Here is a 26957-nt window from a genome sequence, read left to right as displayed (position 1 = left end):
CGAGGGTCGGGGGTCGGGACGACAAATGGCCATCTTCAGTGATGCCGTCGGTGAGTGGTCTTCAGCGGCGCAGATCGTCGCGGAGAGCCGTCACCAAAGCAGCAAGGTCGTCGGCCGTTCCATCACGCGCTACTCGCCGGACGGTGTAACCGAGGGCTTCGTCTTCAGCGATGTTTTTCCGGGCGTGGTCTATCGCATCATCCACGCAGAGTCCGCGATCCAGCGGCTTTGGCGGTGAACTGCTTGCTGCCTTCCGGGCGGGATTGGACTTGTGACGCAGTGTCTCTTTCCGCTTCATTGGCGGCTGTTCGATGTTGCCCTTGCTGAGTTCTCGCAGGTTCGGACGCCGCTTGACCAACAGCGTTTGGCCGAAAGCTGTCGTCACCCACTGCCAGCCGAATTCATCACTGGCTGCACGAACGATGTCCGTTCCGATTTCCTGCACGGGGCCGAGGCCCTCGACCACCAAACGGCCATCGCTCTTGGCGAGTGCATCCGCTTGGGCTTTCGGCGCAGTCCACGTCAGCACGTCTGGATAGGCATGAGCCTTGACCGATTCGCCTCGACCAAGCGCAGCTAGACGGCGTGCTTCGCTCCGCAGATACTCGCTGTCGAGAGGCTCTTCCGGCAGCACATCGGCAGAATCGCAGGCACCCAGCAGCGCCCCGGCCATGGTCGCAATCGTGTCGGTATCGGTGCCCACAGCACCAGCGGCTACAACGACCGCTTCGTATGCGTCACGGGCGGCCACTGCCAAGGCCGCTGCAGCGACGGTCGTCAGGATCCCACTACCTCGCTGGCGAGCATCGGTCAGGCTGAGGCGCTCAACGATCCTGCGGTAGGCCACCTCGGCGTGTTCGGCCTTGACGACACAGCCCTCGGCGTCACCGATGGCCTGATGCAGTTCACCAATTGCTGCATCCCACCCTTCTCCGAACGACTTCCCCGCCGTGTCCTGCCAGAGTCTCATCCATGTGGATCCCAGATTCGGATGGGTCTCGATCGGCAGGATCCAAGCCTGAATTCGAGCGGCAATGTGGTGGCATTCGTCGAGGACCGGCACCGAGCCGTGTCTCAGGCAATGGGCGAGCGTCGCCGCATGGAAACAAGCGCCCACGATGGCGCGAGGATGGCCGTGGGTGCAGACGCTGTCGGAGACCACGTCGAGCGCGAAGTCGTCCTCGTGGTCACTCGAAGCCCACACATGCGGCTGAATTCGCATCGCTGCGCCGTTGCCGCCCGCATCGACCCATCCAGGAAACGTGTTGGCGTACCACAGCGTCCGAGGCTTGCCCAAGTTTCTCGCAGCCGCCTTGGACGCCCGGCCGCCGCCCAAGGAATACGACGGCCAGACCGGAAGCTCGATCCGAGCAAACGTCTCGACGTCGAATCCGCGGCCGGTCATAGACCTGCTCACGGCCATTCGAAGCTGCGTGTCGTCGGACCAGCACCCCGGGGGCAGCCCGACCTCGGTTCCCTGCCTGCCGCCAACGCGTCGCCGCCAGGCCATGAGCCGATCCAATGGCTTGCCATGTGTGCGGCGATCTAGGCCCTTGCGGTCCGTCAGCTCGCTTATGAAACCGAGCGCGTCGCCGTAGGCAGCCCACAGCATCGAACTCCGAATCTGCGACTCGGATTCCGCTCCCGCATGTGATCCGGGGACATCCTTGGACTTACGTAGGCTCTCGGCGCGAGACCCGGAAACGTCATCGACATCGCGATCGCGGCCTTCCTCGTCAGCATCCGACTTCGCCGAGCGGGCACGACCGCCGAGAGTCGCGGGATCACCGCTGCCGTCGCTCGGGAAGAGGCCCGATTGCTGATGCACGGCGTGCGCTGCCTCGGTCATCGGAACGCCTCCGGGTTGATCTCAACTCTAGGTTCGTTCGGGAAGTGGCTCAGGGCTGCGATGACCGCCTCGTAGGCATCATCGTTGGCAACAGTGATCTCGTGCAGATGCGTCAGCGGCAGTTCGAACGGGTACAGCACCTCGGCTTGCGGGTCGGTCGTCCGATTCTGCGGTTTGTCATCTCGCTTGGTCAGGCGTCCGTACCGGCCAGCGACGCTCGGCGCAAAGAGCTGCCCGAAGCCGTGGAGGTCGCCACGGCGCTGCGCGGCTGGGTAGATATTGTTCGTCGTGCAGAACACGACGCCGGGATCACCGAGGATCTCAGGACCGAATTTCAGGATCACCCATTCTTCCCTTGGGCGCTTGCGCCGCGAGAAGTTGAACATATGAAGGCTGATGTCTGTCACCGACAAGTTGACGTAGCTGTGCCAGCGCTCGTCGAGGTGCCGATCGACGGCGTTGGGCTCGTAGACATACTGCACTAATTCGTCCGCTGGAAGATCCTGGCGATTCTTCACCGCCTTGCTGTACAGCGTCCCCACCAATCCCTTGACGGTCGTGAAGTGCACGATGCTGGTGATGCCGCGTTCGGTCGCAGCTTCTACAACCTCGGGGCAACGTGAAGCTCCCTGAATCTGCTCTCGCGACTGCGGCACGGCCTCCGGCACCCTCTTGCCAGTGCTCATGCCCTGACGAGCTCATACGTTGCGGGGTCAAGCAACCTGATCAGCGAGGATTCCTCGCCCGGTTTGTATCCGATCATCACAGACTTGCGGGCCCTGCCAACGGCCATGGCAAGCATCCGCCGAAGCCGCTCGAGATCGGCGTCGCCCTCATCCGTGCCGTGCGGAGTCACCCGTTGGCTCAGGCCGGGGAGCAGTACGTGGTCAAACTCGAGACCCTTCGCGGAGTGCATCGTGCACAAGGCGGCGACCTCGGGACCGGTGGGCCACTCGTTCTGCCTTGTCAGTTCGCAATAGGGAATTGCGCGCTGGGCCAGCACCTTGCGGGCCTCGCTGAACCAACCGCCGCCGCGTGGCTGCAGCAGAACGACAGACTCATTCTCAAGATCAGCAGTCAGTTCGAGCCGGTCGATCATAATCCTGAGCTGATCGCTGTACTTGCCCGCCACCACCAGCGGCTTCGCGCCTGAGCGACGACACTTCGCGAAGTCCGGCAGCGTGCCGTCATCCTCGAGCGGGAGCCCGTTGACCAGCGGGTAGGCGAAAGCTGCTATCTCGGCGGTATTGCGATAGTTCGTCTTGAGGGTATGAATGAACTCTGGACGGGCGCTGATGCCGACCTCGCGCCACTTGAAGTACTGCGGATAGATGCGCTGCACCGCGTCGAGCACGAACGTCGTGTTATGCGGGTCCTGTAGGTGTTGCTGAACGGCGCGAATCTGGTTGGCCGAAAAATCCTGCGCCTCGTCAACGATCACGACGTCGTAGGCCTTGTCGGACGCGTCGGCGGCGAGCATCGCGAGATCGCCCCAGTCGATCTTCCCGCGCTGCCGCTTGGAGTCCATGTACGCAGGTATGGCCCCATAGATCAATTTCTCACGCGTCGGACGGGCCACACGCGGAGCCTTGCCTCGGCCGTCCCGATCAACCGTGAGGTAGTCCGACAGGTCGTCGGGATCGAAGTTGACGGGGTCGTATTCGAAACGGCCCATGACGTACTGGATTTCGTCAACGAAGAACTCATGCTGGCGATTCGTAGCGAAGCTGTCGATGTGTGGCCGCAGCATTGCCGAGGTCTCATCACCCCCGACGATGTCAACACGGCCCACGAGCGACCTTGCCCACCGGCTGAAGGTCTTGATCTCTAGATCCAGCGCATCGTCCTTGGGCGTCGAGTTCCGAGCGAGTTCCGTGATGTAGCCCTCAAGGGTCCTGTTGAAGGTCAGGACGAGAACACGTACGGGCGCATCGTGGCCAAGACGCTCGCGTCGGTCCAAGCGAACTCGGATCTGTTCCTTCAGTCTCAAGAGAGCCGTCGTAGTCTTGCCGCTTCCCGCAGCACCCCGGATTATTCGGAACCCCGGCTTGACGTCGGCGAGCACCTTCAACTGCTCGGGTGTCGGCGTGACGGTCGGCAAAACGCGCATCTCGATAGCTCTCTGTTGTCGGCCCCACTGCCTGGGACCACGTGAGCACCAAGGTACCCGTCGAGACTTCGCGCCACTGTGCGATGTCGAGTCCCCGGCCCCGTTCGGCCCTGGCTTCCAGCAGCAATTGCTCTCGCAGTCGCCAGTCACCGGCAGTTTGACTCAGCACGATCTCCGCGAGCCGCTCGCGTTCGAGCCGGCCGACGAAGTCAGCGAGCAGTTCGTCGTCAGTGCTCTGCTCGGCAGCGTTCGCAGGCGGCGTTGCGTCGGTTCCGTCCGACGGCTCGTCGCCATTAAGCAGCGACAGAGCTACCGCAGTGCAGTGCTTGCAGAACGAGCCGCCCTCGGCCGCCGGGCGTGAGCAGATCCACCGCAAGCCGTCGTCTTCGAACCACATCTCGACGCCATAGGGCACGGTGCCTCGCACCGTCGCCTGCAGCCGTCCATCCTCTTCATTCACCGACTGCACTCGGCCGTCTTCCCAGTACCCGACGCCGCGCTCGAACACAGCCTCACCGGCGAGGTCCCCGACCATGCGAACATCGAGCGTCGAACCCAGTTCGTCGGCGATGGTCACGGGCACCGAGCTCAGCGGTAGAAGGCGTCGGCTTCCTCGACGGCGACGCGTTGCCCCGATGCCCTGATTCGATCCCCGAACGTCTCCGGCGCTAACTCAGCCAGTTCTTCGGGCCGCAGCCTCACCTCGAGCGGCTTCCACGCCTGCCAAGCAACCTGAACCCACCACGCCTCCATCGAGGACTCGTCCACCTCGTTGCCGTCCGCGTCGCCTGGATACGGTTCGCACACGGCAAATCCATGGGCGACGATCCCGCCGAAGCCGCCATGGCGATAGACCAGCACCTCGTCTCCGGGCTGCATCTGCCGGAAGTTCGTGCCGAGCGTCCACCCGCTCATGAAGCCACCGGCTGTGACGGTGATCAGCACACGCGCGTAGTACTCCTCGACGGTCAGCTTCCAATCGTCCGCATGAATAACCGTTGGACCCGCGATGGCGGTCACCCCTACGCTGAACGGCGTGAGCGAAACGACCAAGACCCTGACGCCGGAGACTGCGCTCAATGAGCTGAGAGATACCGAGCCCTGCGGTGCAGTCTTGCCTGCGTCGTGCATGGAATTGGTTCGATCCGCTCGCATTGCAGGCGCGTCATGGGATCAGATCGGCGACGTAATGGGCGTGACAGCAGCACAGGCTCGCAGCCGCTTTGTGCAATCCGGTCCCGCGCTGCCAGCCCCGCCCCCTCGGCCGTCTGCGGACCTCGACGACGAGGAACTGATGGCGCTCGTGGTCGCCGAGGTCAAGGCTGTGCGGCGCCTGCGCGCAACGCAGTAACCCTGAGCCTTCGACATAAGGGCTGTGGTGGATGCGAATGTGCTCATATCGGCAGCAATAGGCACGGGTCCACCCAAGCGGTTACTCGATCTATGGCGCGCGTGCCACCCGTTCAGCCAATGTCGGTTCGTTCCTGCGTTGCTCTGGCATGACCGGCGGAGTCTCAGACATCGGAGCATTGCGGACCGTGGGATGACTTCCGGCAGCACGTTCCGCGGCGGTCTGCCTGCTTGCGAGACTGCACTGGGTTCACCCCAATGCGCAGTGCTCGAGATGGACGGCTTCATCGACGCGGCCTCGGCTCTCCCATCCGGCGCTGTCGAGACGCCACACGATCGGATCCGCCATGGCCAGTGCCAGCCAGACAACGTCGATCTCGGGTGGCAACTCCGGCACTTCGCTGGGAAGCAGGCCCTGGCGTTCGCCCACCTGCATGGCGGCATTCGCGGCGAGCACGGCTTGGTCAACCCAGATCAGCAGGTGACGTTCCGCTGCTGAGGCAGCGCGTGCGAGCTTGCAGGCGTTGTCTTGCCGTTCCGACACATGCCGAGCTACTACTGCCGTCGCACTGTTCACATCGCCCCACACTGCGTCTACGATTTGGTCAGTGTGAACCGCGCCGACGGAGTCATCCCCTGACTCGTATGAGCGACACGACAAGACGCCGAGATCGCGGAATTCGCCGACGGTGCCTGCATCGGTGCGCTCATCGTCGCCACCGGCGACTCGCGGCACCTTCAGCTCTGTGATGCCCTTGCGTTCCAGTTGGCCGAGCAACTCGGGAAGCCGTGTGTGCAGATCGTTCACCCATGCGTTGTCCAAGAGGTCGACGAACCATTCGCGTCCGAGTTGATCGAATTTCCATCTGAGATTCTCAAGCGCGCCGCGCTGGTTCTCGCGGGCTTGCGCCATGTCCTGCGTGACCTCCAGGGCGATTACCGAGCCGTCCGGCATGCAGATGTCGAGATCGTGCTTGGACTCGCCTTCGTTTCGATCGTGACGGCGAGCGTTGCCGCCCAGTACCTGCTCAATCGCGCGCCTGCCGCCTCCTCGGGCTTGATGGGCATGGTCTCGGACACCGGAACTCCTCTTGAGTTGAATTGGAGATCGTGCTGTGCCGCACTGCTTCCTTGTCAAGAGTATGGATGCCATGCGACGCGCGGCAGTGTGCGCCAGCATCTTGTCGCAACCACCATCGGAGTTAGCCAACCCGCCACGTCAGCGTGATGGCAAGTCAACCCGATTCGGGCCGGAGCACGAGGATTGGCTGGGACCCGAGAATGCGCCCGAGGTCTATTCCGGGATCGGTCACGAATTCAGATGGTTCGCACACCGGATCAGACCGGAAGTACAGGTTCCAAGCAGCTTGGCGAATTGCCGTCTCAAGCTGTGGGTGTGGGTGTTGCTTCTCAGTGAGCATCCCTGCCCAAAACGGCATGTAGCACAGGTTCGAGCCGGCCGTGAAGGCGTCGGGATCCCAAGGGCTGCCCCAGATGTGGCGAACCGAGAACCCGGACCTCCGCTTGATCGGGCGGCCGGAGTACTTGGTCCAGGCCCGCTGGGCGTACGCATTGTCACCCAGCGTGACGGAGCGGCCCTGCCACAGCGCAGTGTCGCCCCGATTGCAGCCCGGATAGTGCTCTCTGCTCGTGCGGGCCCGCGTTGGGTACCACGGCGTTCGCATGCGAACTTCTGCGGGATGCGCGAAGAATGAGTACTCAAATGCAGCGCGCACAATCGTCGTGCCACCTCGCCGCATGATCTGTTCCAAAGCAGCGATCGGGTCGGGCAGCGGAGAACCCCACGACTCGATCCGCGGCTGCGCCAATGTCAGCCGTTCAGTCGGTGATTCGTGGCCCGAGTTCTGAGTCCGATGTGGAGTGGACGGCGCCGCGCGAACCCGAGCGAGAAACCTGGTACTGGAGAGCCTCAATTCCGCTATCGCACCTCTCAGCCTCCGGCTCAACATGCAACTTCACTCCGGGGCCTCACCCGTCGGCCCGGTAACTCGGATGCTCGAGTCCGAATCCGAACCGGGCGTTCATCGGCTCGAAGTGACGAAGGTTGTTGGTGACAATCGGCAATTCGTGCGCCATGGCGGTCGCCGCGATCCACATGTCACCCTCGTCGAACTGGTCACGAAACTGCGACTTGACTTCGCCGAAGCACCGAGCGATCTCGACAGTGCCCGGGAGAATCGTGTAACGACGCAGGGAAGTCGCCAAGTCTCGAAGCCGCGGCTGGCCCCACCCCGCACGAGCCGCGCCGTAGTACACCTCTCCTACCGTCGCGAACGACAGCGCCAGCAAGCGGCCCTCGAGAATCGGGCGAAACGGCTCGGCCTGGTCTCGCTGGCGCGCCACGAATGAGAACACATCTGTATCCACGAGCAGTGCCTGGACCGCCACGGGTCAAAGCCCAAGCGCTTCCATGAACGCCTCAGTTTCGCTCTCGCTAACATTCTCAATTCCCAACTCCTCGATGTCAGTGACGGGAGCGACGCCCTGCTCATCCGCTAGCTCAGTCACCGACTTCGTTGTCCAGAAGTCCCGCACCTGCTTGCCGAGGACCAGCTGCTGGGCTCGCAGAATCTCGATAACGTCAACGGCGACGACCTCCGAAGTCTGCTGGTGATAGGTGATCTGTCCGCGGAAACGGGTTCTTTCCCTGAGGGCTTCCTTGACTGTCGCAGCTTGGTCATCACCGAACTTCACGGCCACAGCCTCGCCCTGTGCGGTTCGCAAGCGTGCAGCGTTTCTCTCAAAGTCGGCCTCGTACAGAACGCCGACGCGATCACCCGCTTCGTCATCTCGTTGCGCGCTCCGCGTCACCTCGTCAAGGCGGGTGCGGTTGTTCCGGTCGAGGAGTACGGGCGATCGAGCATGCGACGGCACGCTGAGCGTCAAGGAGTCGTTGCGCCCGCCAATGTCCAGCCGATCCGCTAGCTGCGTCCACGCTGTCGCCGTATCGCCGAATCCCGTCGCAGAACCGTCCAGTACAGCGAGCGCTGTGAGCACTGATGCTTCACCGAGCGAGACATCGTCGAGCACCATCTCATCGGATCGGACCAGGTCGTCGGGCAGTTCTAGTTCGACAACGAGACTGCCCTCAGAGACGCCACACAGACGCAGCCGCACAGCGTCGGCGATCTGGCGGGGCAGCCTTCCGCGCTGCCCAGGACGGCGTCCGGCCAGCACGGATGCCGTGCGGCGAACGACCGCGTTGATCCCGACGATGAGACGCGCCAAATCAACCGCGTCGGCCTGTCCGAACTGGGCTCGATCACCGGCGAGACGAAGGCTCAAGCGGGTTCCCACCCGCCTATTGTCGCACGCACCTGAAGCTGCTCAGCCATGCGACGGAAGCGCCGAACTTGCGCTGGCTCGCCGGGGACTTTCTCGAGCAGACCAATCAGCTACGCCTTCGGGGGCGTTCGTTCGGCGGATGTGGGCGTTGGGAGGTCGGTCGCGGGGATGAGTGGGCCTTCGACGATGCGACCGAGGAGGTCGGCGGCTTGTGGGGTGACTTCGACGGTGTGTTCGAGGATCGACAGCAGGAGCAGGAGTTCTTTCGACTGTGTCCAGCGGGCCGGGCGGATGTCGTCAAGTTCGCTGGATTTCTTGCCCTTGCGGTTCTTCATCCGGTAGCCGAGCCATGACGGCAGGACTCGCAGGCCGGAGACTTCGAAGTCCCATACCGCCGGGCTGACCGGGGCGAAGACGCCGTTGCCGACGCGGAGTTCTTCGCTCTCGGGGTCGTAGTCGAAGCCGTCTGGCATGCCACTGACGGGCGCTGCCTCGACGGCTCGGCCTTCGGGCAGCTTGGCGTTCTTGTCGGGGGCGAAACGCTCACCCCAAGTGTGCCACCACAGGAGGTCGCGGCCCAAAGCGACGGCCTCGTCGAACAGCGCTCGGTCGCTGGTCATCGGGATTCGCACCGGGCCGGCAACCTCGGCGAGTTGGTCACCGAACCGCTCGCTGAAGGCCGCAGTGCCGCCGAGACCGTAGACGTAGGCGATCAGGTCTTCCGCTGCGAGCGCCTCGCCGCGCGCCGTAGGCGTCTCGCCATCGGCAGTGGCCGTCTGGTCAGGATCGGGGCGTCGATCATCGCCAGCGCGGCCCGAGCGAGCCAAACTCTGATCGATGGCCGGCGGCGCATCGAGTGCACCGGCGAGTGCCCCGAGCACCCCTGCGGTGACGTTGGATCGCGGCGCGGCGGCGTTGACTGACGATGTGGTGGCATTGGCTGAAGCGGGGTCGCGATACAGCGGCATCACATTCTTGGCCCCGCGACCGGAGAAGTGGTCCAGGTCCGGCACATAGGGCGAAACCGTCAGCACCGGGCCCTGGCCGAGCTTGGTCGAAGTGAGCGTCGTCAAGAACACCTGATGACGACCGCGCACGCGCCAGAGAGCGGGACCGGCGCGGTCGATGACGCGATGATCAGCGATGACCCACTGACGGTCAAGCGTTCGATAGCCGTAGCGCTCGTAGCCTTCCGGTTCGGCACCGATCTTCAGGCGATGAACCGCCCGCAGCTTGCCGCTCGTCGAGAGCAACGGCCTCGACTCGATGTCCGATTTCTTCCCGGACTTGGTATCGACAAATGCGTCGCGTCGTCGCCGCGGAACGCGCTGTATCAATTCGCGCCATCGTCGCTGGAGTACTGCCTTGGATTCGGCGATCGGCCACGTCCTGCCGAGCTTGCAGCCCGAACGTATCCAAGGGAATAACTCGGTGATCTCGGCCCAGTCGTGGTACTCATTTGCACTAACCGCTACGAAGCGCTCCAAGCCTTGGCCAGGCACGCGTTCGGCCCGGATGCTGATCTTCAGGTCTCGGAGCCTGGCGAGCTTGCTGGCTCTGTCGCCCTCGACACGCAGGTACCGGACGATGCACTTGTCATCGGGCGCCGACACCGACTGCGCGGCATCGTCCCCGACTTGCTCCTGGCTCGCGGCATCCACCGGCGCGGGTGCGGGTGCGGCTCCGGTCCGGACGCCGATCGCAATCGCGACCGGCGTCTGAATGTCGAACACGTTCTCTTCCGTGAGAGCGCCTCGTCCCTCGCCGCCAAGATCGACGATCCACAACTCGTCGAACGCTTGGCGCAGCAGGTGCCGAACGCCGCCCATCGAGATGCCATCGAGATACGACGACGCAGTGATGAACGCCACCACCCCTGGCCCCGGCGGCAGTTCTGTGGCCTGCCACACTGCCCAGCGCCAGAAGTAGACGTAGTCGTTGTAGACGTTCTTGAGATGCCCGCCAAGTCGGGCTTCGCGCATTGGCTCCGTGACCGCTTTCAGCAGCGGCGAAGCATCGACGCCGGGAGTGTCGAACCGGACGACGCCGCCCTTTCGCTTGCCGGCATCACCGAGAGCCTTCTGTTCGCGGTCGTAGGGCGGGTTGCCAATCACGACTGTGAAGCGCTTGTGCGCCTTGAGATCCGCAGCAGCGCTGCCTTCGACGGAGATCGGATCGGCCATCGTGCCGAATTGGCCTTGAGTCGTCTGATGCTCGAGAGAATCCGTCAGCAGCACGCTCACGTCCGCTTCAGCAACGCCGTGGGTGTGCAGCTCCAAGGCCACCTTGAGGTGCGCTATCGCATAGGGGCCGAGCATCAGCTCAAAGCCGTGCATCTGCGGCAGCACATGGCGACCCAAGTGCTCGGACCAGTCGCTGTCGCTGCCGCCGCCCGACAGGAACGACTCGCGGGCTTGGCGCAGCCATGCCACCAGGAAGGTGCCGGTGCCCGTAGCCGGATCGATCATCGTCACGAACGGCTGATCTGCGGGCACTCCTTCGGGCACCTCGAAGCCGTTGCGCTCAGCAGTCTCGGCCCATGTGGAGGAATCGGCGATGCCCATGGCGAGTCCGAATCGCTCGCGCAGCACCTCGTCGACTGCGCGCACCATGAAGTCGACCACGGGCTGGGGCGTGTAAAACGCACCGGCGTCGGCACGCAGCTTCCGGTCATACTGCTTCAGGAACTCCTCGTAGAAATGGATGACCGGATCGCCTCCCTTCGCCGTGGAGCCGAATTGGTCGAGGATCGCTTCGACGTTGCTGACCCGCAGGTCGGCGATGAGCTGGTCGAGGCCGCTGCCGACCAGATCGAGCACGCTGGCCTCGTCGTGCACCTGTTCGAAGAACGCCTCCAGGAACGGATTGGACAGCGGCACCGAGGAATAGACGGGGGAAGTGCCGAAATCCTCCGGCGAGGTGACCCGGCTCGACAGCAATCCGTAGACGAGCGTTTGCGCGCACATGTCGGCGAAACGGGCCTCGTCCACATCGGCGATCAGCTGCGAGCGAACCGTGCCGAGCATGGCCGTGAACGGACCCGATCCCGCTTCGGCAGCCAACGCTTCAGCGATCTGATCGCGGAGGTCGCCGGCGCAGGCAGCCATTTGCTCGGCCAGTCGGGAAGCGGTCGAGATGGCGGCGCCGAGCGGAAGCTTGAACGCTTCACGCCACTGCGCGGTCCATGCGTCGGCCATTGCCTGATCGTCGGCAGGCCATGCCAGGCGGGGCAGCAGTTCGCTATGCAGCCGCGCCAGGTGACGGTCGCTGCCTTGGCGAGGCCGCCACGCCAAAGAGCGGATCTCATCCGCGCGCCCCTCGCGGTTCCACAGCGCCAGTAGGTGCAACTGCACCGTCTGGTCACCTCCGGTCGTAACCACGAACAACAGATTCTCGGCGTCCCAGCGAGGCCGGTTGTCACCCGGTGCCCGTTGGCTTCGCCGGCGTGCGAACGCTTGGGCCACCCGCCGGAATTGAGTGACGGGCAGCCGCTCGCGGTCGAATTCGACAAAGAAGATGCCCCACGGCTGGTCGGCGCTCAGTGGTCGCAGCTGGCGCAGCCGTCGCAGGCTCGACATCTGATCTGGATCGATGCCGACTTCATCCGGCAGCCATTCCCACGTCAGGCGTTCTTCGTCCATGTCGACTACATCGAGCGGCCAGCCGAGCTCATCAGCCAGGTACTCGAATAGGTCGGATTGGGTACGGATGCGTCGGAGCACCGAACCGCTCAGCGTCGGCCGTGGATCAGCCATCAGTTCAACTCCATCCAGCAGTCGAGGCGCGGACGTGGCGCGTCGGCTGGGACCTGCGCCACTCGTTCATAGCCATTGGCGATGTGAGCGAGCACCCGATCGCGCACCTTGACCAAGTCGGCAGGGTCGAATCTGGTTCGGCGCGGTGTCTTCGGCGTCGACCGGATGCTCTGGGCGATTTCACCGATGTCGTCGTCTGCTTCGTGAATCACATCGGTGTCGGCGTCGTAGAGGTACCAGCGGGTTGAGCCGGCCTCGAGGGTGAATGTGCTCGTCTCGGTATCCAGGGCCGGCAGCGTGCAGCACAAGAACACGCCGCGAACGCCCTCGTCGGAACCGTCTCGCAGGGGAGCGGAGGTTCCAGGCAGCTTCGGATCGCGTGACTCCCAAGCCGACAACTGTGAGTCGCGCTCACGACCGGTGAACGCCGCGCCCGGCAGCGCTTCAAGGCGATCGGCGAGGCCAGGGTGTTCGCGGAGCAGATCCTGGTATTCCAAGTGCATCTGCTCAATTGATGTGACTTCACCCTCGTAGCCCGCATTGAACTCTTTGAGGGCCTCGTAGTCGTCTTCGGGCGTCAGAAGCTTGCGGCCCTCAATACCGAAGGTTTTCGAGATCAGCAGCGTCTTGCCGCTCACCCGCCCGTAGAGCTTCAAGATCCGGTCGAGGTCATCCGGCGGAAGAAAATTCCAGAACTTGACTTCGCCGCGTTCAGCGCCGACGGCAGGGTTGTCGGATTTGATCTGCTCCTCAATCGCGGGGTTCATGCGGCGATCCACGCGGCCGATGCGCTGCATGAGTCGCACCGGATTCCAATGGATGTCGTAGTTGATCAACAGGGTCGCGTCCTGCAGGTTCAGACCCTCGGACAAGACGTCGGTCGATATCAGGACGGTGATCTCCTCGCCGGGTTCCAAGTCGCTCGGCGAGGCGCCGTTGTAGTACGGAGCGAAGCGGCGTATCGCCGCGGCACGCCGGGCCGACGAGCCGCCATCCAGCTGCGCTAGCCCGGTGATTCCTGCTTCGCGCAGGTGCCTCGCCAAATACCGGGCCGTGTGGGCGAACTCCGTGAACACAAGCACCTTGCGTCCCCGCACCTCATCGCTCTGCAGCAACTCGATGAGCCGGCGCAGCTTGTCGTCGTCGCTGGGCTTGAACTCCTTAGTCTTGGCCAGGAACCCTGCGATGCGATTCAAGTCGTGCCGGACTTCGACCAAGATGGCCGAGACGTCGTACTCATCGCGATTCAGCCGCTCGGCTGCCTCTTCCCACTCCGGCGGAACGATGTCCTCGCTGTCTGCGTCGCCATCGGCTTCATCATCCTCGACGTCGAAGCCAAGCTGCTGTTCGGGGTGGAATCCGATGATGTCCGCATTGTCATAGGTCCATTGGTCGAGTTCGGCGCGTTCACGCGTTGTTTCGACGTTCGCCCGTGCAAAGGCCAGCAGTTTGCGCATGAGCCTGTCGAGCGAGAGGTGGAATGCGAAGACGCTGCTCTCGAAACGCTTGAGGAACATCGACCTGATGAGGCCGACCACCTGTCTCTGGCGATTCTCTTCGAGAGGATTGATGTCGGCTCTGTCGCCGATGTAGTAGTGCAACGGGTAGTAGATCGGCAGCGTGAACAGCGGGTTCTCGCGCTTGAAGGCTTCCTCGAACACGTCGAGCACTTCGCCGTACGACTTACGAATCGAGTAGTCCGCGACCTCGGGCACCTGTCGGCGAGGAAACATCGCTGCACTCGCGCCCTGTGCGATCTGGCTTCGCTTGGCGTACGCGCGGCTGCGCTGCACGACCAGCTCACGAGAGATCGCTCCCGTTCCGATCTTGCCGATGCTCTCGTCAGCAAGTTCGAACAGCGCTGGCTGTCCTCCATCAGCGTCGCTGAGATGTCCTTCGAGCGCACGTTCGACGTTGCGGAAGTGCGTCGTCAGATTGTTGATCCCCAGCGTCTGCGCAAAGTACCTGTCATCGCCTGCGGTGAACAGCTCGATCATGTGGCGAAGGTCGGTGACGCGATTGTTGATCGGCGTCGCTGTCAACATGAACAACTGCTTGTGCCGGTGAGAGGCGCTGCGCTCGCCAGTGCGAGGGTCTGGCGGACCGTGGATGAGATCGAACAGCCGCCAATAGCGCGAGCGAGTGTCATCGCCATCCGGGCCCTCGTACACGCCCTGACGACCACGGTTCCGGAAGTGGTGAGCTTCATCGACCACCACGGCATCGGCCAATCCGGCGATCCGCTCGAACCGTTCGGGGTACTCGCCGCCGCGACTCAGGTCGGTGTGAGCAAGAACCGTGAGGTCGGAAAAATCGGAACCGCCACCCGCACCTCCGATATGGCCAAGCCACTGACTTAAGTGAGGATTCCAAACGCCCTCGACCGCTGCTTTCGGGGCGAACAGCACGACCCGCTTGTTCTCGCGCAACACGAGGCGTTCGATGAGCATGAGGCCGACAAAGGTCTTGCCCAATCCGACGCCATCGCACAGGAAGGCCCCGCCGTGCTGACGGGCGATCTTCATGAGCGACCAGTACGCCTCTCGCTGGTATTGGTCGAGCTGGTCGAACACCTTGGATTCTGTTCGGTCCCACTCGCCACCCGGTAGCTCATGGCCCCGGAAGTACTCGTGCAGCGCTTTGGCGTACACGATGAACGGGGTCAGCTCGGCGGTGTGGCGCCGAATCGTCTTCAACACCTCGTCAGTGACCGGCTCAGCGCGGTCCCAGTGCTCATCGAACCAGTCCTGCAGCTGTGCGACCTCGGCGCCGACCTGCACCTGGATGTTCAGCTCGATATTTCGCGTGAGTCCTGGGCGAGTGAAGTTGCTCGAACCCACCAGCGCCCGAGCACCGACCACATCGAGCTTGGAGTGGGTGATGTAGGCCTTGGCATGAAACTTTGACTTGCGTAGGACACGGCACTCGATCTGGCCGCTCTTCAACGCCTGGACGATCCCGTCGACTCCTGCCAAGAACGGGTTCTGGTCCTTCTCGCCCTCCAAGCTCCCGTCGAGACGGTCCATGCGTTCCGCGAGAGCCGAAGTGAACGCCTGCTTGGTCCGCAGCGACACTTCTTCGCCCATGAGAATGCGGATCTTGTCAAGCTGCTGCCAATGGCCATCCAGGTCCAGCAGCGAGCCGATCTCGAAGAATCCCGTCGCTATGTCGAAGCTGCGCGAGATCTCGCACCACTGCCGCAGGTACTCCAGTCCGGTCCAACCCGATACCGAGTTGTCCACGATGAACAGCTCGCTGCCGTCGGTACCGCTGCTACGACTCCGAGCAAGACCACTCACCGGCTCGACCATACCGACGCCATGTGACGTGAGCAGTACGTGTGGGGGTTGTCGGTGTTGCCGCCGTACCTGCCTCCAAGCACGCACCCGGCCCGAGGCCGTCAGTCGGTCGGGTTGGCGGGCTCGACGTGCAGATCGACGCCTTCGGCTTCGGCAACCTCGGGCCACGAGCGACCTACGTTGCCGTGCGCCACATGCACCGGCGTCCCAAGCACGACGCCTGCCGACAGCAGTTCTGCACCCACGAGGCTCAGCGGATGCAGGGCCATCAGGCGAGCGGCGGTGGCGGTGAGATGGCGCGGGTCGATCACACGCAGCTTGTCCACAGGGGGTGCCACGACAAGACGCAGCACCCGCTCGTCGACCCCGCTGCTCAAGCGTCCCTGCAGGCACATGTCCAGAACGGCCCGCACCAGCCGGAGGTGGAATCCCCACGGAATCCACGGAGCTGCGTCGGGCCAATGTCGAACCTGCCGCCCTGAGAGGACCGACAGCGCGAGATGGTCGTCAACTACCGGCATTGCCGCTGAGATCCGGCGCCGGGCCTAACCGGGCTGAGTCTCGACCGGGTCGATGCCGAGCCGCGGATCTCCGTCGAACAAGCGTTGCGACACCGCGGTGTAGCCGTCGGCGAGTTCCGTCAGGGCTCGGCGGATCTCGGCATCAAGCACGACCGGCCGGGCAGCAGCATCGTCGACGATGCCTCGCAGAACAGCGCTGCGAGTCGTGCCGTCAACGGCGGCGCGAGCATCGAGATACTCGGCCTGTTCCGCCGTCAAGTACACGTTCGTGCGCTGCATACACCACATCATACACCGCCCCGCATGCGCTGCTCACTGAGGCCGACCCGGTCAGCAGGAACTGACCCAGTTCGGCGGCGCGGTCGCAGACATGGCGAACATGGTTCCAGATGGTCGGCGCAAGCTGCCATTCGTCGAGCAGCCGTGGGTGGCTGCCGTCAACATCCCCCCTCACCTGCTCGCAGAGCGCTCGTCGTTTCCGGGAATCTCTTCGCTGTATTTGAGGGTGTAGATAATCTGACTTCGACGCTGTAGAAAATTGGACGCTCAAGCTGCAGTATTTCCGACAGCAGCGAATCGCCTTGTCGCGTCGTGATCCGGTGTCGGCACCCCAAATGGCCTTGTCCCAAGACGACACCGCTTAATGGGTGGCGCAGGCGGCAGACCTCAGGTCTGCGGCAAGAGCATCGGCATCGGCCTCGGCCTGCGAGACAGCGAGCACTTCGCCGTACACCCCGTCGCACTCGAACCACACGCCTATCCGTTGCGGACTGCGGCGGATGCCTGGCAATTCCGAGTGCGGGTTCTCGACGGTGTCGAAGAAGCGACGCGGCTCGCTGCGCTCGAATGCGATCCAGACCTCGACCGCTCCCGCGTCGGCCCGACCTCGGACCGAGAACTCGGCTTCGACCTGAATTGAGTGCTGGACGGCGGCCACGTCGTACCCAGCCTCTCGCACGACCGTCTCGACAACTTCCAGCATCGCCCAGTACTCCGCTGGGCGGGCTGGCGGCGGCACCACGATCGAGTACGCCCAGTGGCGGGACGGCGCATCGGATCCGAAAAAGAACAGGCGCTGGCCGCCAGCACTCCATTGCAGCGTCGGCAACTCGCCCGGCGAAGCCTGCTCGAATCCCTCCAGAGCAATCACATGCTCATCTCCCGGGTACAGCCCCGGCAGGTCACTGACCACAATCTCCGTGCGGCCGCCGTACCCGTGCCGGAACACCGCGACGCGTGAGCCATCGGGGGACCACGCCGCACCCCGCCCCGCTACATCGGCGAGAAGTACCCGCGCCGAGTCCTCTCTTGTCCGCAACGCCATCAGCGTGATTCCCGCGCCGTAAATCAGCAGCTCGCCGTCCGGGGACCACGACGGGGCCGAGTCGGGCGCTACACCGGAACGGAGCGTCTGCTCATCGCCGGTCGCAACGTCCGCGACGACGATGGAATCCTCAAACTCGCCCACAGAGTCGTCGTCGACAGCCCGTACCCGCCGGGTGAAGACCAGCCGCTCGCCGTCGGGCGACCACGCAGGCTCCTGGTCCAAGACCAAACCGTCGGTGATCTGACGCAGGCCCAGAGCATCGGGCTGGACGACGTAGACGTGGCTCGCCCGTTCCCCGTCGACGATCGCTTCCTGAGAGAACGCGATCCGCTCGCCGTCGGGCGACCACGAAGGCGAGCTCAGCCCGTGCTGAGCGGTGAGGAAGGGCATGTCGCTCGTCCCGTCGCCGTCCGCGACCCACAGGGTGCTCCCAACCCGGAAGACGATGCGCCTGCAGTCCGGAGACCACGACAACTGATCGACGCCTTCGGGCTTAGTGCTGGCGAAGCGAAGGGGGAGTTGAATCCGCAATGCGGGGAGCACCCCGCTGCAGACCTCCGCCGGCGGACCGAGTTCGACGGGCCGTACCCGGCGCGGGATGTACGGCTCCACGCCTGAGACCGGGTGCTCTGGCTCGCCGAAAGCCTGCGGCAACTCCGCGCTCTGATCGTCTTCGTCATCGGTCGATTCGTCGCCCGCGGGGTCTGGGTCGGCCTGTTCCGTCGGCGCTGAATCCGCTGGCGGCGCCTCCGTTGCCTCGGTTTGCTCAAGTGGCGAATCGCCCGCGTTCGGGTCTGGCCGATCCTCAGCCACCTCGGCGCTGTCATCGGGAGTCTCTGAGCCAAGTTGAGTGCTGACGAGGACTGCGGCCACGAGCAGAATGACTGCAACAGCTGCTGCGAGCCACCAGCGCTTTGGAGGACCGTCCGTCTCCTGCCGAGATCCGACCCTCGCAGATGCTGCGCGGGACGGCTCCAGCGGCACCAGCACGACGGGGTCATCAGGCTCAGCGGGCATGTGCGAGCGCCTCCCGAACTCCGTCACTGCCCAGCACGCCGAGGCGATTCGGGCACAGCGCCGCCACGGGCCCGACCGTACCGGCGCGCACCGTCGAGCGAGGCCGCGGAGGCGGTTTGAGACCTCCCATCTAGGGTGGCCCGGTGCCCAAGCCGCTGATTGGATTGTCGGGACGGCGCCGCGCCGGCGCCCGCATCCGAGGCTTTCCGCCCGTGTTCGTCGACGTCGAAGTCGATCTGTACATCGCTCACTACGCCCAGGCGGTTCATGCTGCGGGGGCCATCGCGCTCCATGTGCCGCTCGATGCCGACCCGGCCGACGTGGTGCCGCACCTCGACGCTGTGCTGCTCACAGGCGGCGAGGACGTGGCGGCGTGCCTGTACGCCGACCGCCTGCGCGAGCAGGTGTACGAGGGCGTCGACCCGTTCGCCGAGCACGCCGCCGGGTTCGACAACGACACCGACGACACCGGCAGCGTGGCCCCCATGGCCACACTGCACGCTCGCGACGGCGGCCGCGCTGGGCAAGCCGGCGATAACAGCAGCGCAACCAGCACGGTGCCGCTGCGTGATGCGTTCGAGATCGCACTGCTCGACGCCGCTGTCAACAGCGGCTTGCCGGTGCTGGGCATCTGCCGCGGCCCGCAGCTCATCAACATCGCTGCGGGCGGGACACTGCACCAGCACCTGCCCGAACACGCGGCAACCGAAGGACCGCCCGATGCCACACCCCACACCGTCACCACGACCGAAGGCAGCCAGCTGCGCGAGATGTACGGCCCCGAGGTGGCAGTGAACTCATTGCATCACCAAGCGGTCGATCGGCTCGGCGACGGCTACATCGCCACCGCCCACTCCCCCGACGGGATCATCGAAGGCATCGAGCACACCGAGCTGCCGATTCTCGCCGTGCAGTGGCATCCCGAACTGATGACCGAAGCGCTGGCCGACCCCTGCTTTGGCTGGCTCGTCGAGCACGCCGGCCGCTGATCCCAGCGACCGGGTCAGGATGCCCCGAGTGAGCTCACCACTGCGGTCGCGATGCGATCGGCCAGCTCGCTGGGTCGCATGCGCCTGATCGTGTGATCGCAGAGGCGAACGATCCAGTTATCGACATTGGGCAGTTCCAACGTCATCTCTGCCACGCCTGGTGAGCGTGCATCGTCGCGCTGCCACTGGCGGTATCCGTCTGGATCTGGGACCGACCACAAGATGGTGGGGCCGCCGCCGATCTCGCGCCACGCCTTCATCTCTTGGCTGCGGAACCCGGTCCACGCCAGGTAGCGACCATCGCCCACACCGGGGGCCGAGGCCTCGATGCGGAACAGCCACGAGCTGGCGCTGCGGTCGTCGGCGGTCAGGGCCATGAGCTCTTCGGTGGTCAACTCGGCGTCGTACCAGCGCGTGGTGAGCGAACCGATGCCGTCGAGCATGTCGTCGATGGCGTCGGTGACAAGCGACAGCAACAGCCGCTGCGCGTCATTCCAGATGGACACGTACCGCTGCTGCTTGCGTCGCAGTTCTGCGCGGATCTGGTCGAACCCCTGCTGCGCCGCGGCCACACGCTCGAGGTGTCGGAGTGCATCCTCGGTCCGCTGAAGGATCAGTTCAGAGATGGGTTCGAGGTCGCCGCCGAGATCGGACTCGGCCAGCGCGTCGTAATAGCGGAGCCGGTCCTTGCGCCGGATGATGACGCTCGGGAAACCGCCTCGAACGAGCTCGACATTGAGCACGGCACGCGAGGTCCGCCCGTTGCCGTCGCTGAACGGGTGGACATGGGTAAGCCAAGTGTGCAGCACGATGCCGCGCAACAACGCCGAGCCGTCGCTGTTGGCCCCAGACCAGCCATCCCACTGCTCCATCGCTTCCATCACCGCCGCCCAGTTCGACGGCGGTATGTGGGCAGCACCCGAAATGCGCACAGACTGCGAGCGGAACAAGCCGGCGCCGGGGCCGCCTCCCAGGATCAGACTGTGAAGTTCCTTGACGTCGGTGAGGTCTGTCGGGCGGTCTGTGCGGGCCAATGCCTCCACGCGCTCGATCGCTCGCGAGAGGTTGATCGCGTCGGCGCTGTAGGCCGCGTCATGGCCTGCAATGGTGATGCCTCGTTCGATTGCCAACCTCGTCTCTCCGACGTCGAGCGTGCTGCCCTCGATGGCGTTGGACTCGGCCACCTGCTCAAATCGCTTGTCACCGAAGTAGGCCCGAAGCGTCGATTCGGTCAGCCGTCCCTGCGATCGCAGCGCTTCGACGCGCCCGTGGAGCTTGGCAACCTCATCGAGCACCCAGCCGCTCGTCGCGTCCAGGCTGTATGGCGTGCCGGCGAGGCTGATCGAGGTGGCTCGGCGGCCGTTCGCTGCCATCAGAGTCAAGGTACCGGTGACCGGCCGGCGAGGCCGACCGACGAGCGATACACCCCCTGGAAATTTCCTAACGCACGTTCGACTATTGTTGGAATGCAGATCAATCGAACGCGCTCGAGCGGGGCGGCAACGCATTCGCCGAGTCCACGCCGTCCAACTCGGTGACGCGTGCAACGATTGCAGCGGGGGAAATCAAACATGTCAGCAGCAGCGACCAACGGAACCTCGAACGGCAGCGCCGCAGGCGAGCCCGAGTACGAGGTCATCATCATCGGCGCCGGCGTGGCCGGCATCTACCAGATGTACCGGCTGGCCGAGCGCGGCGTCCACGCGACCGTGCTCGAGATGGGCAGCGACCTCGGCGGCACGTGGTTCTGGAACCGCTACCCCGGCTGCCGGTTCGACTCGGAGAGCTACACCTACGGCTACTCGTTCTCCGACGAGCTGCTCGACGAGTGGCACTGGAAGGAACGCTTCTCGGGCCAACCCGAGAACCTGCGCTACCTGAACCACGTCGCCGACAAGTTCGACCTGCGCCAGTACATGCAGTTCAACTGCACTGTCGAGACTGCGCACTTCGACGACGACGCCGGCATCTGGCGCCTGCACCTCGGCGACGGGCGTGACCTGAGCTGCCGGTTCCTGCTCACCGCCCTCGGCCTGCTGTCCGCGCCCACCTATCCCCGCATCGAGGGCGTCAACGCCGACGGCACCGACGTCTTCGAAGGACCGTCGTTCCACACCTACCACTGGCCCGCCGAGCCCGTCGAGATCAAGGGCAAGCGGGTTGCGGTCATCGGCACCGGCGCGACAGGCGTGCAGGCCATTGCCGCCATCGGCGAGCAAGCCGAGCACCTCACGGTATTCCAGCGGCGTCCCAACTGGTGCGCCCCGCTGCACAACAGCGAGATCTCCGACCAGGAGATGGACGGCATCCGCGCCCGCTACGACGAGATCTTCGACAAGTGCGCACGTACTCCAGGCGGGTTCGAGCACGAGCCCGACCGCCGCGGCTTCTGGAACGTGACACCCGAAGAGCGACGGGCGATGTGGGAGAAGCTGTACGGGGAACCGGGCTTCGGCATCTGGATGGCCAACTTCCGCGAGATCTTTTTCGATGAGAAGGCCAACGCAGAGCTGTCGGCCTTCATCGGCGACAAAATCCGCGAGCGCGTCGACGACCCGGTCATCGCGGAGAAGCTCATCCCCAAAGACCACGGCTTCGGCGTGCAGCGGGTCCCGCTCGAGACGCGCTACTACGAGACCTACAACAAGCCCAACGTGAACCTGGTGGATATCAAAGAGACACCGATCACCCGCATTACCCCGACCGGCATCGAGACCACCGAGCAGCACCACGAATTCGATCTCATCGTGTACGCCACCGGCTTCGACGCCATCACCGGCAGCTTCGACCGGATCGACTTCCGGGGCTCGGGCGGCGTGGCACTGCGCGACAAGTGGGGAGACGGGCCGGTCACCTACATCGGCCTGATGGTGAACGGATTCCCGAACCTGATGACCATCGCCGGGCCGCAGAGCGGCTCAGCGTCCACCAACTACCCGCGCGGCATCGAGATCGGTGTCGACTGGGTGACCGGCATGCTCGACTACGTCTGGGAGAACGGCTACACCCGCTTCGAGGCCGACCAAGACGCCGAGCGGGAATGGACCAACCACGTCATCGAGATGTACTCCATGATGCTGATGCGCAAGGCGCAGGGCTGGTTCACGGGCTACAACTCGAACGTCGACGGGCACGAGAAGGGCACGATCCGCTACCTCGTGTACAACGGCGGCGCTCCGAAGTACAAGCGCCGCATCGACGAGATCGCCGATCACGACTACGACGGCGTGTCGTTCGCGACCCAGCGCGCCTCGGTCGGCGTCGGCTGAAGCGCGTCATCGCTGCCGTCGCTCCGCTTTGTAGCACTCGCCCTGATCGCAGAGACGCCACAAGCCGGTTCTGCAACAACCAAATCGCCACGGTGGAAACTGCCTTTCGCTTCAGACGTTCCTGACAGTAAGATCTCAACTGAGGGAACGTCAGGGCAGGATGCGCGCGATGACGACCGCAGCGGAAGCACACGAACAGTTCTTGGAACTCGGGGCTCAACTCAGCGACGAGGAGTTTGCGGACGCGTTCGCATCGGCCATTCGCAACCGCACTGCCGTCCTCACTGACTGGTCGGCGTACATCGTGGCGGCTCTCCAGGCTGCGCGCCCGGCGAACGACGCTGACGTCTTGGACGCAGCCGCGGCCGTCGCAGCGAGCCACCGCTCACTGGCCGACCGTGAGTCATACCTGCGGAGTCTGCTCGCGCTCGTCGCCGCCCAAAGCGACTTCGTGCGTGAGCTCGGCGGCGAGCCTCGGCGGGTGCTCGACGACATCGAGCGGTCGCTCATGCAGCGCATCAGGCTCCAGGGCGAGGCAATCCGCGCCATCTGGCGCCAGCCCATGCTGCAAGCTCGCGACGCCGCCAGCGCGCTCGGAGCAGAACCAACGAATCGTGAGCGAGTTCGACAGCTTCGCCTGCGCTCGGAACTGCTCGGACTGCAGCACGGACGTGGCTACCTGTACCCGGCCTTCCAGTTCGACGCCGAACGACGGTGCATCGACGCGGCGGTGAGCGAAGTAAACCGATGCCTCGACGCCCTCAATGACCCATGGGGAGTTGCGTCATGGTGGTTCAGCGTCAATGACCGTGTCGGCACCCGGCCTTCGGAACTCGTCGGCACCGGCCGGCACGACGATCTCGTCGCCATCGCCGCCGCCGTCATTGAACCGATTGGGTAGAAGGGCTTGGCGCCCGGGCAGGCACCTCCGTCGCGCTTTCGCGGTACACCTCGCTCATTCCGGATTGCCGCCGAAACGCGACTCGTTCGGATTCACAACGCCGAGTTCGGCGTCGCAGAATTCAATCCGCTCATCGCTCGCAGCGACCTGAGAGGCGGCCGCTTCGACGCGACTGCCGAGGATCCGTATCCGTTCCTGTACGCAGCGCTGGATGAACGTGCGGCCGTGTCCGAAGCGCTGCTGCGCGATCTGCCATTCGACGAGCACGGCGTTCGACTGCTGCCACGAGCGCGGCTGGCCGACCTCCGCATTGGCTGGATGCGCACCACCGTCGATCTGCGCTTGGTTGACCTGCGTTCAGGTCGGGCACTGGCGGCGGTGAGCCAGGACACGTGGCTCACCCAGGGACCATCGTCGGGGTACTCGATGACACGCCAATGGGCAGCAGCGATCCGGTCATGGGCGCCGTGGTGTGACGGACTGATTTGGCGGTCCCGGAGGGAGCCCGAAGGCTTCGCCCTAGTGCTCTTCGGTGATCGGACGCCGCACGGCGCGATCCAGTCCACTGATGACCCCACACCGCTGCCAGTTGACGGACAGAGCCTTGCTTCCGGCCCCGGAGCGCGGTACCTCGAGCAGCTTCTCTCCGAATACAGCGTCGCCTTGATGTGATCGGCATCGAATGGAACCTCGGGCGATCAGCCAACGGACATCGGCCGCCGGCTGTCCTTGCCGCGGAGGCACGGCCAGAAGCTCAGCACGAGGGCACCGCTGCTGCCGTTGTCTGACTCGTGCAGATATCAGTGGAGCGTCGAGGCGACGAGTTCGCGTACCTCTGGGTCGACTAGGCCGAAGCGGCCGATCAACACAGCTTCACCGGTCAGCGCTGGTTACCCTCCGGCCGTCGCGACCTGGAGCCTTGGCTCGGTTCCGTTACGTCGCCTGATTGTCAGGCGACGCTGCTATCGGAGGATCTCCCTGCTCATGAGCATGCTCGGCACCCGCGTGGAACGCAAGGAAGACCCCGAACTCCTCACCGTCGGCGGCACCTACGTCGATGACGTCGAATGCGAGGGGGCACTGGTTGCCGTGTTCGTCCGATCGACGATGGCCCACGCAGACATCACGGCCATCCACGTCGACGAGGCGCAAGACATGCCGGGCGTCGTGGGCGTGTTCACAGCGGCCGATCTCGAGCTCAGCGCCGATCCGCCCCGCATGCCCATGCTCAACCAGCAGATGCTGCGCTCGCCGCTGGCGGCAGACCGGGTGCGGTATGTGGGCGATCCCTACGCCGTGGTCGTCGCCGAGTCGCAGACCAAGGCGATCGATGCGGCCGAGCTGGTGTACGCCGACTACGCGCCGCTCGATCCCCTGCTGGACACTGCAGAGTCCGCAAGCAACGACCGGCTGATGTTCCCCGAGGCCGAAACCAACACAGTGTTCGCCATCCCGTCGGGCCCCCAGGACGGGCAGGACCCCTTCGCCGGCTGCGAGGTCACCGTCGAGCTGGCGTTCGGCAACCCCCGGATGACCGCAGCCCCCATCGAGCCTCGCGCTGCGCTTGCCTCCTGGGACCCAGGCACGCAGCGGCTCACCTATTGGGCCTGCACCCAGTTCCCGCACCAGACCCGGGACACCCTGTCCGCATTCTGCGGGCTGGAGCCCAGCCAGGTCCATGTCATCACGCCCGATGTCGGCGGGGGCTTCGGTGCCAAGAACGCCCAATATGTCGAAGACTTCGTGGTGGCGCGCCTCACCTGCCGCCTCGAACGCCCCGTGCGCTGGGCGGAGACTCGCTCCGAATCAATGACCGGATTCACCCATGCCCGGGCGATCTCGTACTCGGCACGGCTCGGGGGCACCCGTGACGGCAACGTGACGGCCTACGAGGTGGACGCACTGCAGGACGCCGGTGCCTACCCGATGATCGGGTCACTGCTGCCCATGTTCGTGCGCACCATGGCAACGGGCGTGTACGACATTCCGAACGTGGCCGTGTCCACCAATTCGGTCACCACGAACACTGCGCCGGTGGGCGCGTACCGGGGAGCAGGCCGACCGGAGGCCGCGTTGGCGATCGAGCGCATGATGGACCTGTTCGCGGCCGAGATCGGGATGGATCCCGGCGAGCTGCGGCGCCGCAACTTCATCCCGCCTGAGGCGTTCCCGTTCAAGACCCCGACCGGCGCCGACATGGACTCCGGCGAGTACGCCAAGGCCCTCGACGCCGTGATGGAAGCTGCGGATTATCGGAACCTGCGGGCAGAGCAGGAGCGACGCCGCTCAGATGGCTCGTCGAAGCTGCTCGGATTGGGCTGGAGCGCTTACGTGGAGATCTCGAACCCGATGGGCGCACCGGAATTCGGGAGCATCGAGGTCCGGAACGACGGATCGGCGCTTGTGCTCACTGGCTCATCGAACCATGGGCAGGGCCATCACACCGCGTACGCCCAGATAGCTGCCGACCTCACCGGCATCGCGTTCGACATGATCGAGGTGCGCCACGGGGACACCGACGAGGTCCCCCGCGGCGGCGGTACCGGCGGCTCCCGCTCGCTTCAGACGGGCGGGGGCGCAGTGTTCGAAGCAGCCGAAGCAGTGGTCGACCAGGCCAAGCAAGCCGCCGCAGCGATGCTCGAGGCCGATCCCGCTGACATCGTGCTGGACGTCGACGTCGGCACGTTCGCTGTGGTGGGTACACCCGCACGGTCGCTCGACTGGGCCCGGGTCGCGGCTCACGTCTCCGAGTCCGATGGTCGTGAGCTGCAGGCCGAGTGTGATTTTCAGCCGCCGGCGGCCACTTTCCCCTTCGGCGTGCAGCTCTCGGTCGTGGAGGTGGACCGCGACACCGGCCAGGTCACGCCGGTGCGCCATGTGACGTGCGACGACGCCGGTGTGATCGTGAACCCGATGATCGTCGAAGGACAGGTGCATGGCGGCGTGGCCTCCGGCATCACCCACGCACTCGGCGAAGTGTTCGTCTACGACGACGACGGCAACCCGCTGACCGGCAACTTCATGGACTACGCCATCGCATCAGCGGCAGAACTGCCGAGCTTCGAACGGATTCCGCTGGAGACCCCGACCGATCGCAACCCGCTGGGCGCCAAGGGCATCGGCGAGTCAGGCACGATCGGCGCCACGCCGGCAGTGCACAACGCGGTGGTTGACGCGCTGTCGCACCTCGGCATCCGTCATGTCGAGCTCCCCTGCACGCCCGAGCGGGTGTGGCAACACCTGCAGCACGCGTAACAGCTCGCA

21 protein-coding genes are annotated in these 26957 nt (G+C 64.6%); 7 read left to right on the top strand and 14 right to left on the bottom strand.

Annotation, left to right across the window (positions count from 1 at the left end):
• Nucleotides 1–61: 61 nt before the first annotated feature.
• From ACOGJB_RS14690 to ACOGJB_RS14675, 4 genes are all read right to left on the bottom strand, one after another.
• A complete protein-coding gene (locus tag ACOGJB_RS14690; protein ID WP_419837835.1) occupies nt 62–1849 on the bottom strand; it encodes an ADP-ribosylglycohydrolase family protein in 1788 nt (595 codons plus the stop codon).
• Nucleotides 1846–2535 carry a DarT ssDNA thymidine ADP-ribosyltransferase family protein gene (locus ACOGJB_RS14685; RefSeq protein WP_419837834.1) on the bottom strand — a complete coding sequence of 230 codons (690 nt, stop codon included), beginning with the start codon at nt 2533–2535 and terminating at the stop codon, nt 1846–1848. The genes ACOGJB_RS14690 and ACOGJB_RS14685 overlap by 4 nt, the downstream gene beginning before the upstream one ends.
• On the bottom strand, nt 2532–3959 hold the full coding sequence (locus ACOGJB_RS14680; RefSeq protein WP_419837833.1) for a UvrD-helicase domain-containing protein: 1428 nt from the start codon (nt 3957–3959) through the stop codon (nt 2532–2534). Before ACOGJB_RS14680 ends, ACOGJB_RS14685 begins: the two co-directional genes overlap by 4 nt.
• A 588-nt stretch (nt 3960–4547) precedes the next feature.
• Nucleotides 4548–4979, bottom strand: coding sequence for an EVE domain-containing protein (locus tag ACOGJB_RS14675; RefSeq protein WP_419837832.1), 432 nt, complete (start codon nt 4977–4979; stop codon nt 4548–4550).
• A gap of 16 nt (nt 4980–4995) precedes the next feature.
• Here ACOGJB_RS14675 and ACOGJB_RS14670 point away from each other — a divergent pair, with 16 nt between their 5' ends.
• Nucleotides 4996–5310: a hypothetical protein gene (locus tag ACOGJB_RS14670; protein ID WP_419837831.1), complete on the top strand. Its 315-nt coding sequence runs from the start codon at nt 4996–4998 to the stop codon at nt 5308–5310.
• Nucleotides 5311–5559: 249 nt separating this feature from the next.
• Here ACOGJB_RS14670 and ACOGJB_RS14665 read toward each other — a convergent pair whose 3' ends face one another.
• From ACOGJB_RS14665 to ACOGJB_RS14630, 8 genes are all read right to left on the bottom strand, one after another.
• The gene (locus ACOGJB_RS14665; RefSeq protein WP_419837830.1) at nt 5560–6264 is read right to left on the bottom strand and encodes a hypothetical protein; all 705 of its coding nucleotides are present in this window, start codon (nt 6262–6264) and stop codon (nt 5560–5562) included.
• 280 nt (nt 6265–6544) lie between these two features.
• On the bottom strand, nt 6545–7138 hold the full coding sequence (locus ACOGJB_RS14660; RefSeq protein ID WP_419837829.1) for a hypothetical protein: 594 nt from the start codon (nt 7136–7138) through the stop codon (nt 6545–6547).
• A gap of 160 nt (nt 7139–7298) precedes the next feature.
• Nucleotides 7299–7718: a PIN domain-containing protein gene (locus tag ACOGJB_RS14655; RefSeq protein WP_419837828.1), complete on the bottom strand. Its 420-nt coding sequence runs from the start codon at nt 7716–7718 to the stop codon at nt 7299–7301.
• A gap of 3 nt (nt 7719–7721) precedes the next feature.
• The gene (locus ACOGJB_RS14650) at nt 7722–8627 is read right to left on the bottom strand and encodes a hypothetical protein (RefSeq protein WP_419837827.1); all 906 of its coding nucleotides are present in this window, start codon (nt 8625–8627) and stop codon (nt 7722–7724) included.
• Between the two features lie 98 nt (nt 8628–8725).
• Nucleotides 8726–12370 carry a type ISP restriction/modification enzyme gene (locus ACOGJB_RS14645; RefSeq protein ID WP_419837826.1) on the bottom strand — a complete coding sequence of 1215 codons (3645 nt, stop codon included), beginning with the start codon at nt 12368–12370 and terminating at the stop codon, nt 8726–8728.
• Nucleotides 12370–15669, bottom strand: coding sequence for a helicase-related protein (locus ACOGJB_RS14640; RefSeq protein WP_419837825.1), 3300 nt, complete (start codon nt 15667–15669; stop codon nt 12370–12372). Before ACOGJB_RS14640 ends, ACOGJB_RS14645 begins: the two co-directional genes overlap by 1 nt.
• Before the next feature lie 101 nt (nt 15670–15770).
• Nucleotides 15771–16190 (bottom strand): hypothetical protein, encoded by a 420-nt coding sequence (locus ACOGJB_RS14635; protein WP_419837824.1) that lies wholly within the window; start codon nt 16188–16190, stop codon nt 15771–15773.
• Nucleotides 16191–16214: 24 nt separating this feature from the next.
• Nucleotides 16215–16469, bottom strand: coding sequence for a hypothetical protein (locus ACOGJB_RS14630; RefSeq protein ID WP_419837823.1), 255 nt, complete (start codon nt 16467–16469; stop codon nt 16215–16217).
• A gap of 91 nt (nt 16470–16560) precedes the next feature.
• Here ACOGJB_RS14630 and ACOGJB_RS14625 point away from each other — a divergent pair, with 91 nt between their 5' ends.
• Nucleotides 16561–16701 (top strand): hypothetical protein, encoded by a 141-nt coding sequence (locus ACOGJB_RS14625; RefSeq protein ID WP_419837822.1) that lies wholly within the window; start codon nt 16561–16563, stop codon nt 16699–16701.
• A 129-nt stretch (nt 16702–16830) separates the two neighbouring features.
• Here ACOGJB_RS14625 and ACOGJB_RS14620 read toward each other — a convergent pair whose 3' ends face one another.
• On the bottom strand, nt 16831–18534 hold the full coding sequence (locus ACOGJB_RS14620; protein WP_419837821.1) for a hypothetical protein: 1704 nt from the start codon (nt 18532–18534) through the stop codon (nt 16831–16833).
• A 143-nt stretch (nt 18535–18677) separates the two neighbouring features.
• Between ACOGJB_RS14620 and ACOGJB_RS14615 the strand changes: the two genes are divergently transcribed.
• Nucleotides 18678–19523, top strand: a complete 846-nt coding sequence (locus ACOGJB_RS14615) for a gamma-glutamyl-gamma-aminobutyrate hydrolase family protein (protein WP_419837820.1) — start codon at nt 18678–18680, stop codon at nt 19521–19523.
• Nucleotides 19524–19537: 14 nt separating this feature from the next.
• On the opposite strand, the gene ACOGJB_RS14610 is transcribed toward ACOGJB_RS14615, so the two are convergent.
• Entirely contained in the window at nt 19538–20896 is a 1359-nt protein-coding gene (locus tag ACOGJB_RS14610) for a Fic family protein (RefSeq protein ID WP_419837819.1), read from the bottom strand.
• Between the two features lie 198 nt (nt 20897–21094).
• Here ACOGJB_RS14610 and ACOGJB_RS14605 point away from each other — a divergent pair, with 198 nt between their 5' ends.
• From ACOGJB_RS14605 to ACOGJB_RS14590, 4 genes are all read left to right on the top strand, one after another.
• The gene (locus ACOGJB_RS14605) at nt 21095–22792 is read left to right on the top strand and encodes a flavin-containing monooxygenase (protein ID WP_419837818.1); all 1698 of its coding nucleotides are present in this window, start codon (nt 21095–21097) and stop codon (nt 22790–22792) included.
• Between the two features lie 169 nt (nt 22793–22961).
• Nucleotides 22962–23693 carry a hypothetical protein gene (locus tag ACOGJB_RS14600; protein WP_419837817.1) on the top strand — a complete coding sequence of 244 codons (732 nt, stop codon included), beginning with the start codon at nt 22962–22964 and terminating at the stop codon, nt 23691–23693.
• Between the two features lie 6 nt (nt 23694–23699).
• On the top strand, nt 23700–24365 hold the full coding sequence (locus ACOGJB_RS14595; protein ID WP_419837816.1) for an RES family NAD+ phosphorylase: 666 nt from the start codon (nt 23700–23702) through the stop codon (nt 24363–24365).
• Nucleotides 24366–24677: 312 nt separating this feature from the next.
• Nucleotides 24678–26948 carry a xanthine dehydrogenase family protein molybdopterin-binding subunit gene (locus ACOGJB_RS14590; protein ID WP_419837815.1) on the top strand — a complete coding sequence of 757 codons (2271 nt, stop codon included), beginning with the start codon at nt 24678–24680 and terminating at the stop codon, nt 26946–26948.
• Nucleotides 26949–26957 lie beyond the last annotated feature (9 nt).

This window comes from Candidatus Poriferisodalis sp. (assembly GCF_965208895.1).
Lineage (GTDB): Bacteria > Actinomycetota > Acidimicrobiia > Acidimicrobiales > Poriferisodalaceae > Poriferisodalis.
This window is presented reverse-complemented; position numbering and strand designations above follow the sequence as displayed.

Coding starts and splice junctions, on each gene's coding strand:
- ACOGJB_RS14690 (WP_419837835.1), bottom strand. CDS start 1,849: ATGACCGAGGCAGCGCACGCCGTGCATCAGCAATCGGGCCTCTTCCCG.
- ACOGJB_RS14685 (WP_419837834.1), bottom strand. CDS start 2,535: ATGAGCACTGGCAAGAGGGTGCCGGAGGCCGTGCCGCAGTCGCGAGAG.
- ACOGJB_RS14680 (WP_419837833.1), bottom strand. CDS start 3,959: ATGCGCGTTTTGCCGACCGTCACGCCGACACCCGAGCAGTTGAAGGTG.
- ACOGJB_RS14665 (WP_419837830.1), bottom strand. CDS start 6,264: ATGCCGGACGGCTCGGTAATCGCCCTGGAGGTCACGCAGGACATGGCG.
- ACOGJB_RS14645 (WP_419837826.1), bottom strand. CDS start 12,370: ATGGCTGATCCACGGCCGACGCTGAGCGGTTCGGTGCTCCGACGCATC.
- ACOGJB_RS14635 (WP_419837824.1), bottom strand. CDS start 16,190: ATGCCGGTAGTTGACGACCATCTCGCGCTGTCGGTCCTCTCAGGGCGG.
- ACOGJB_RS14630 (WP_419837823.1), bottom strand. CDS start 16,469: ATGCAGCGCACGAACGTGTACTTGACGGCGGAACAGGCCGAGTATCTC.
- ACOGJB_RS14625 (WP_419837822.1), top strand. CDS start 16,561: ATGGCGAACATGGTTCCAGATGGTCGGCGCAAGCTGCCATTCGTCGAG.
- ACOGJB_RS14620 (WP_419837821.1), bottom strand. CDS start 18,534: ATGCCCGCTGAGCCTGATGACCCCGTCGTGCTGGTGCCGCTGGAGCCG.
- ACOGJB_RS14610 (WP_419837819.1), bottom strand. CDS start 20,896: ATGGCAGCGAACGGCCGCCGAGCCACCTCGATCAGCCTCGCCGGCACG.
- ACOGJB_RS14605 (WP_419837818.1), top strand. CDS start 21,095: ATGTCAGCAGCAGCGACCAACGGAACCTCGAACGGCAGCGCCGCAGGC.
- ACOGJB_RS14600 (WP_419837817.1), top strand. CDS start 22,962: ATGACGACCGCAGCGGAAGCACACGAACAGTTCTTGGAACTCGGGGCT.
- ACOGJB_RS14590 (WP_419837815.1), top strand. CDS start 24,678: ATGAGCATGCTCGGCACCCGCGTGGAACGCAAGGAAGACCCCGAACTC.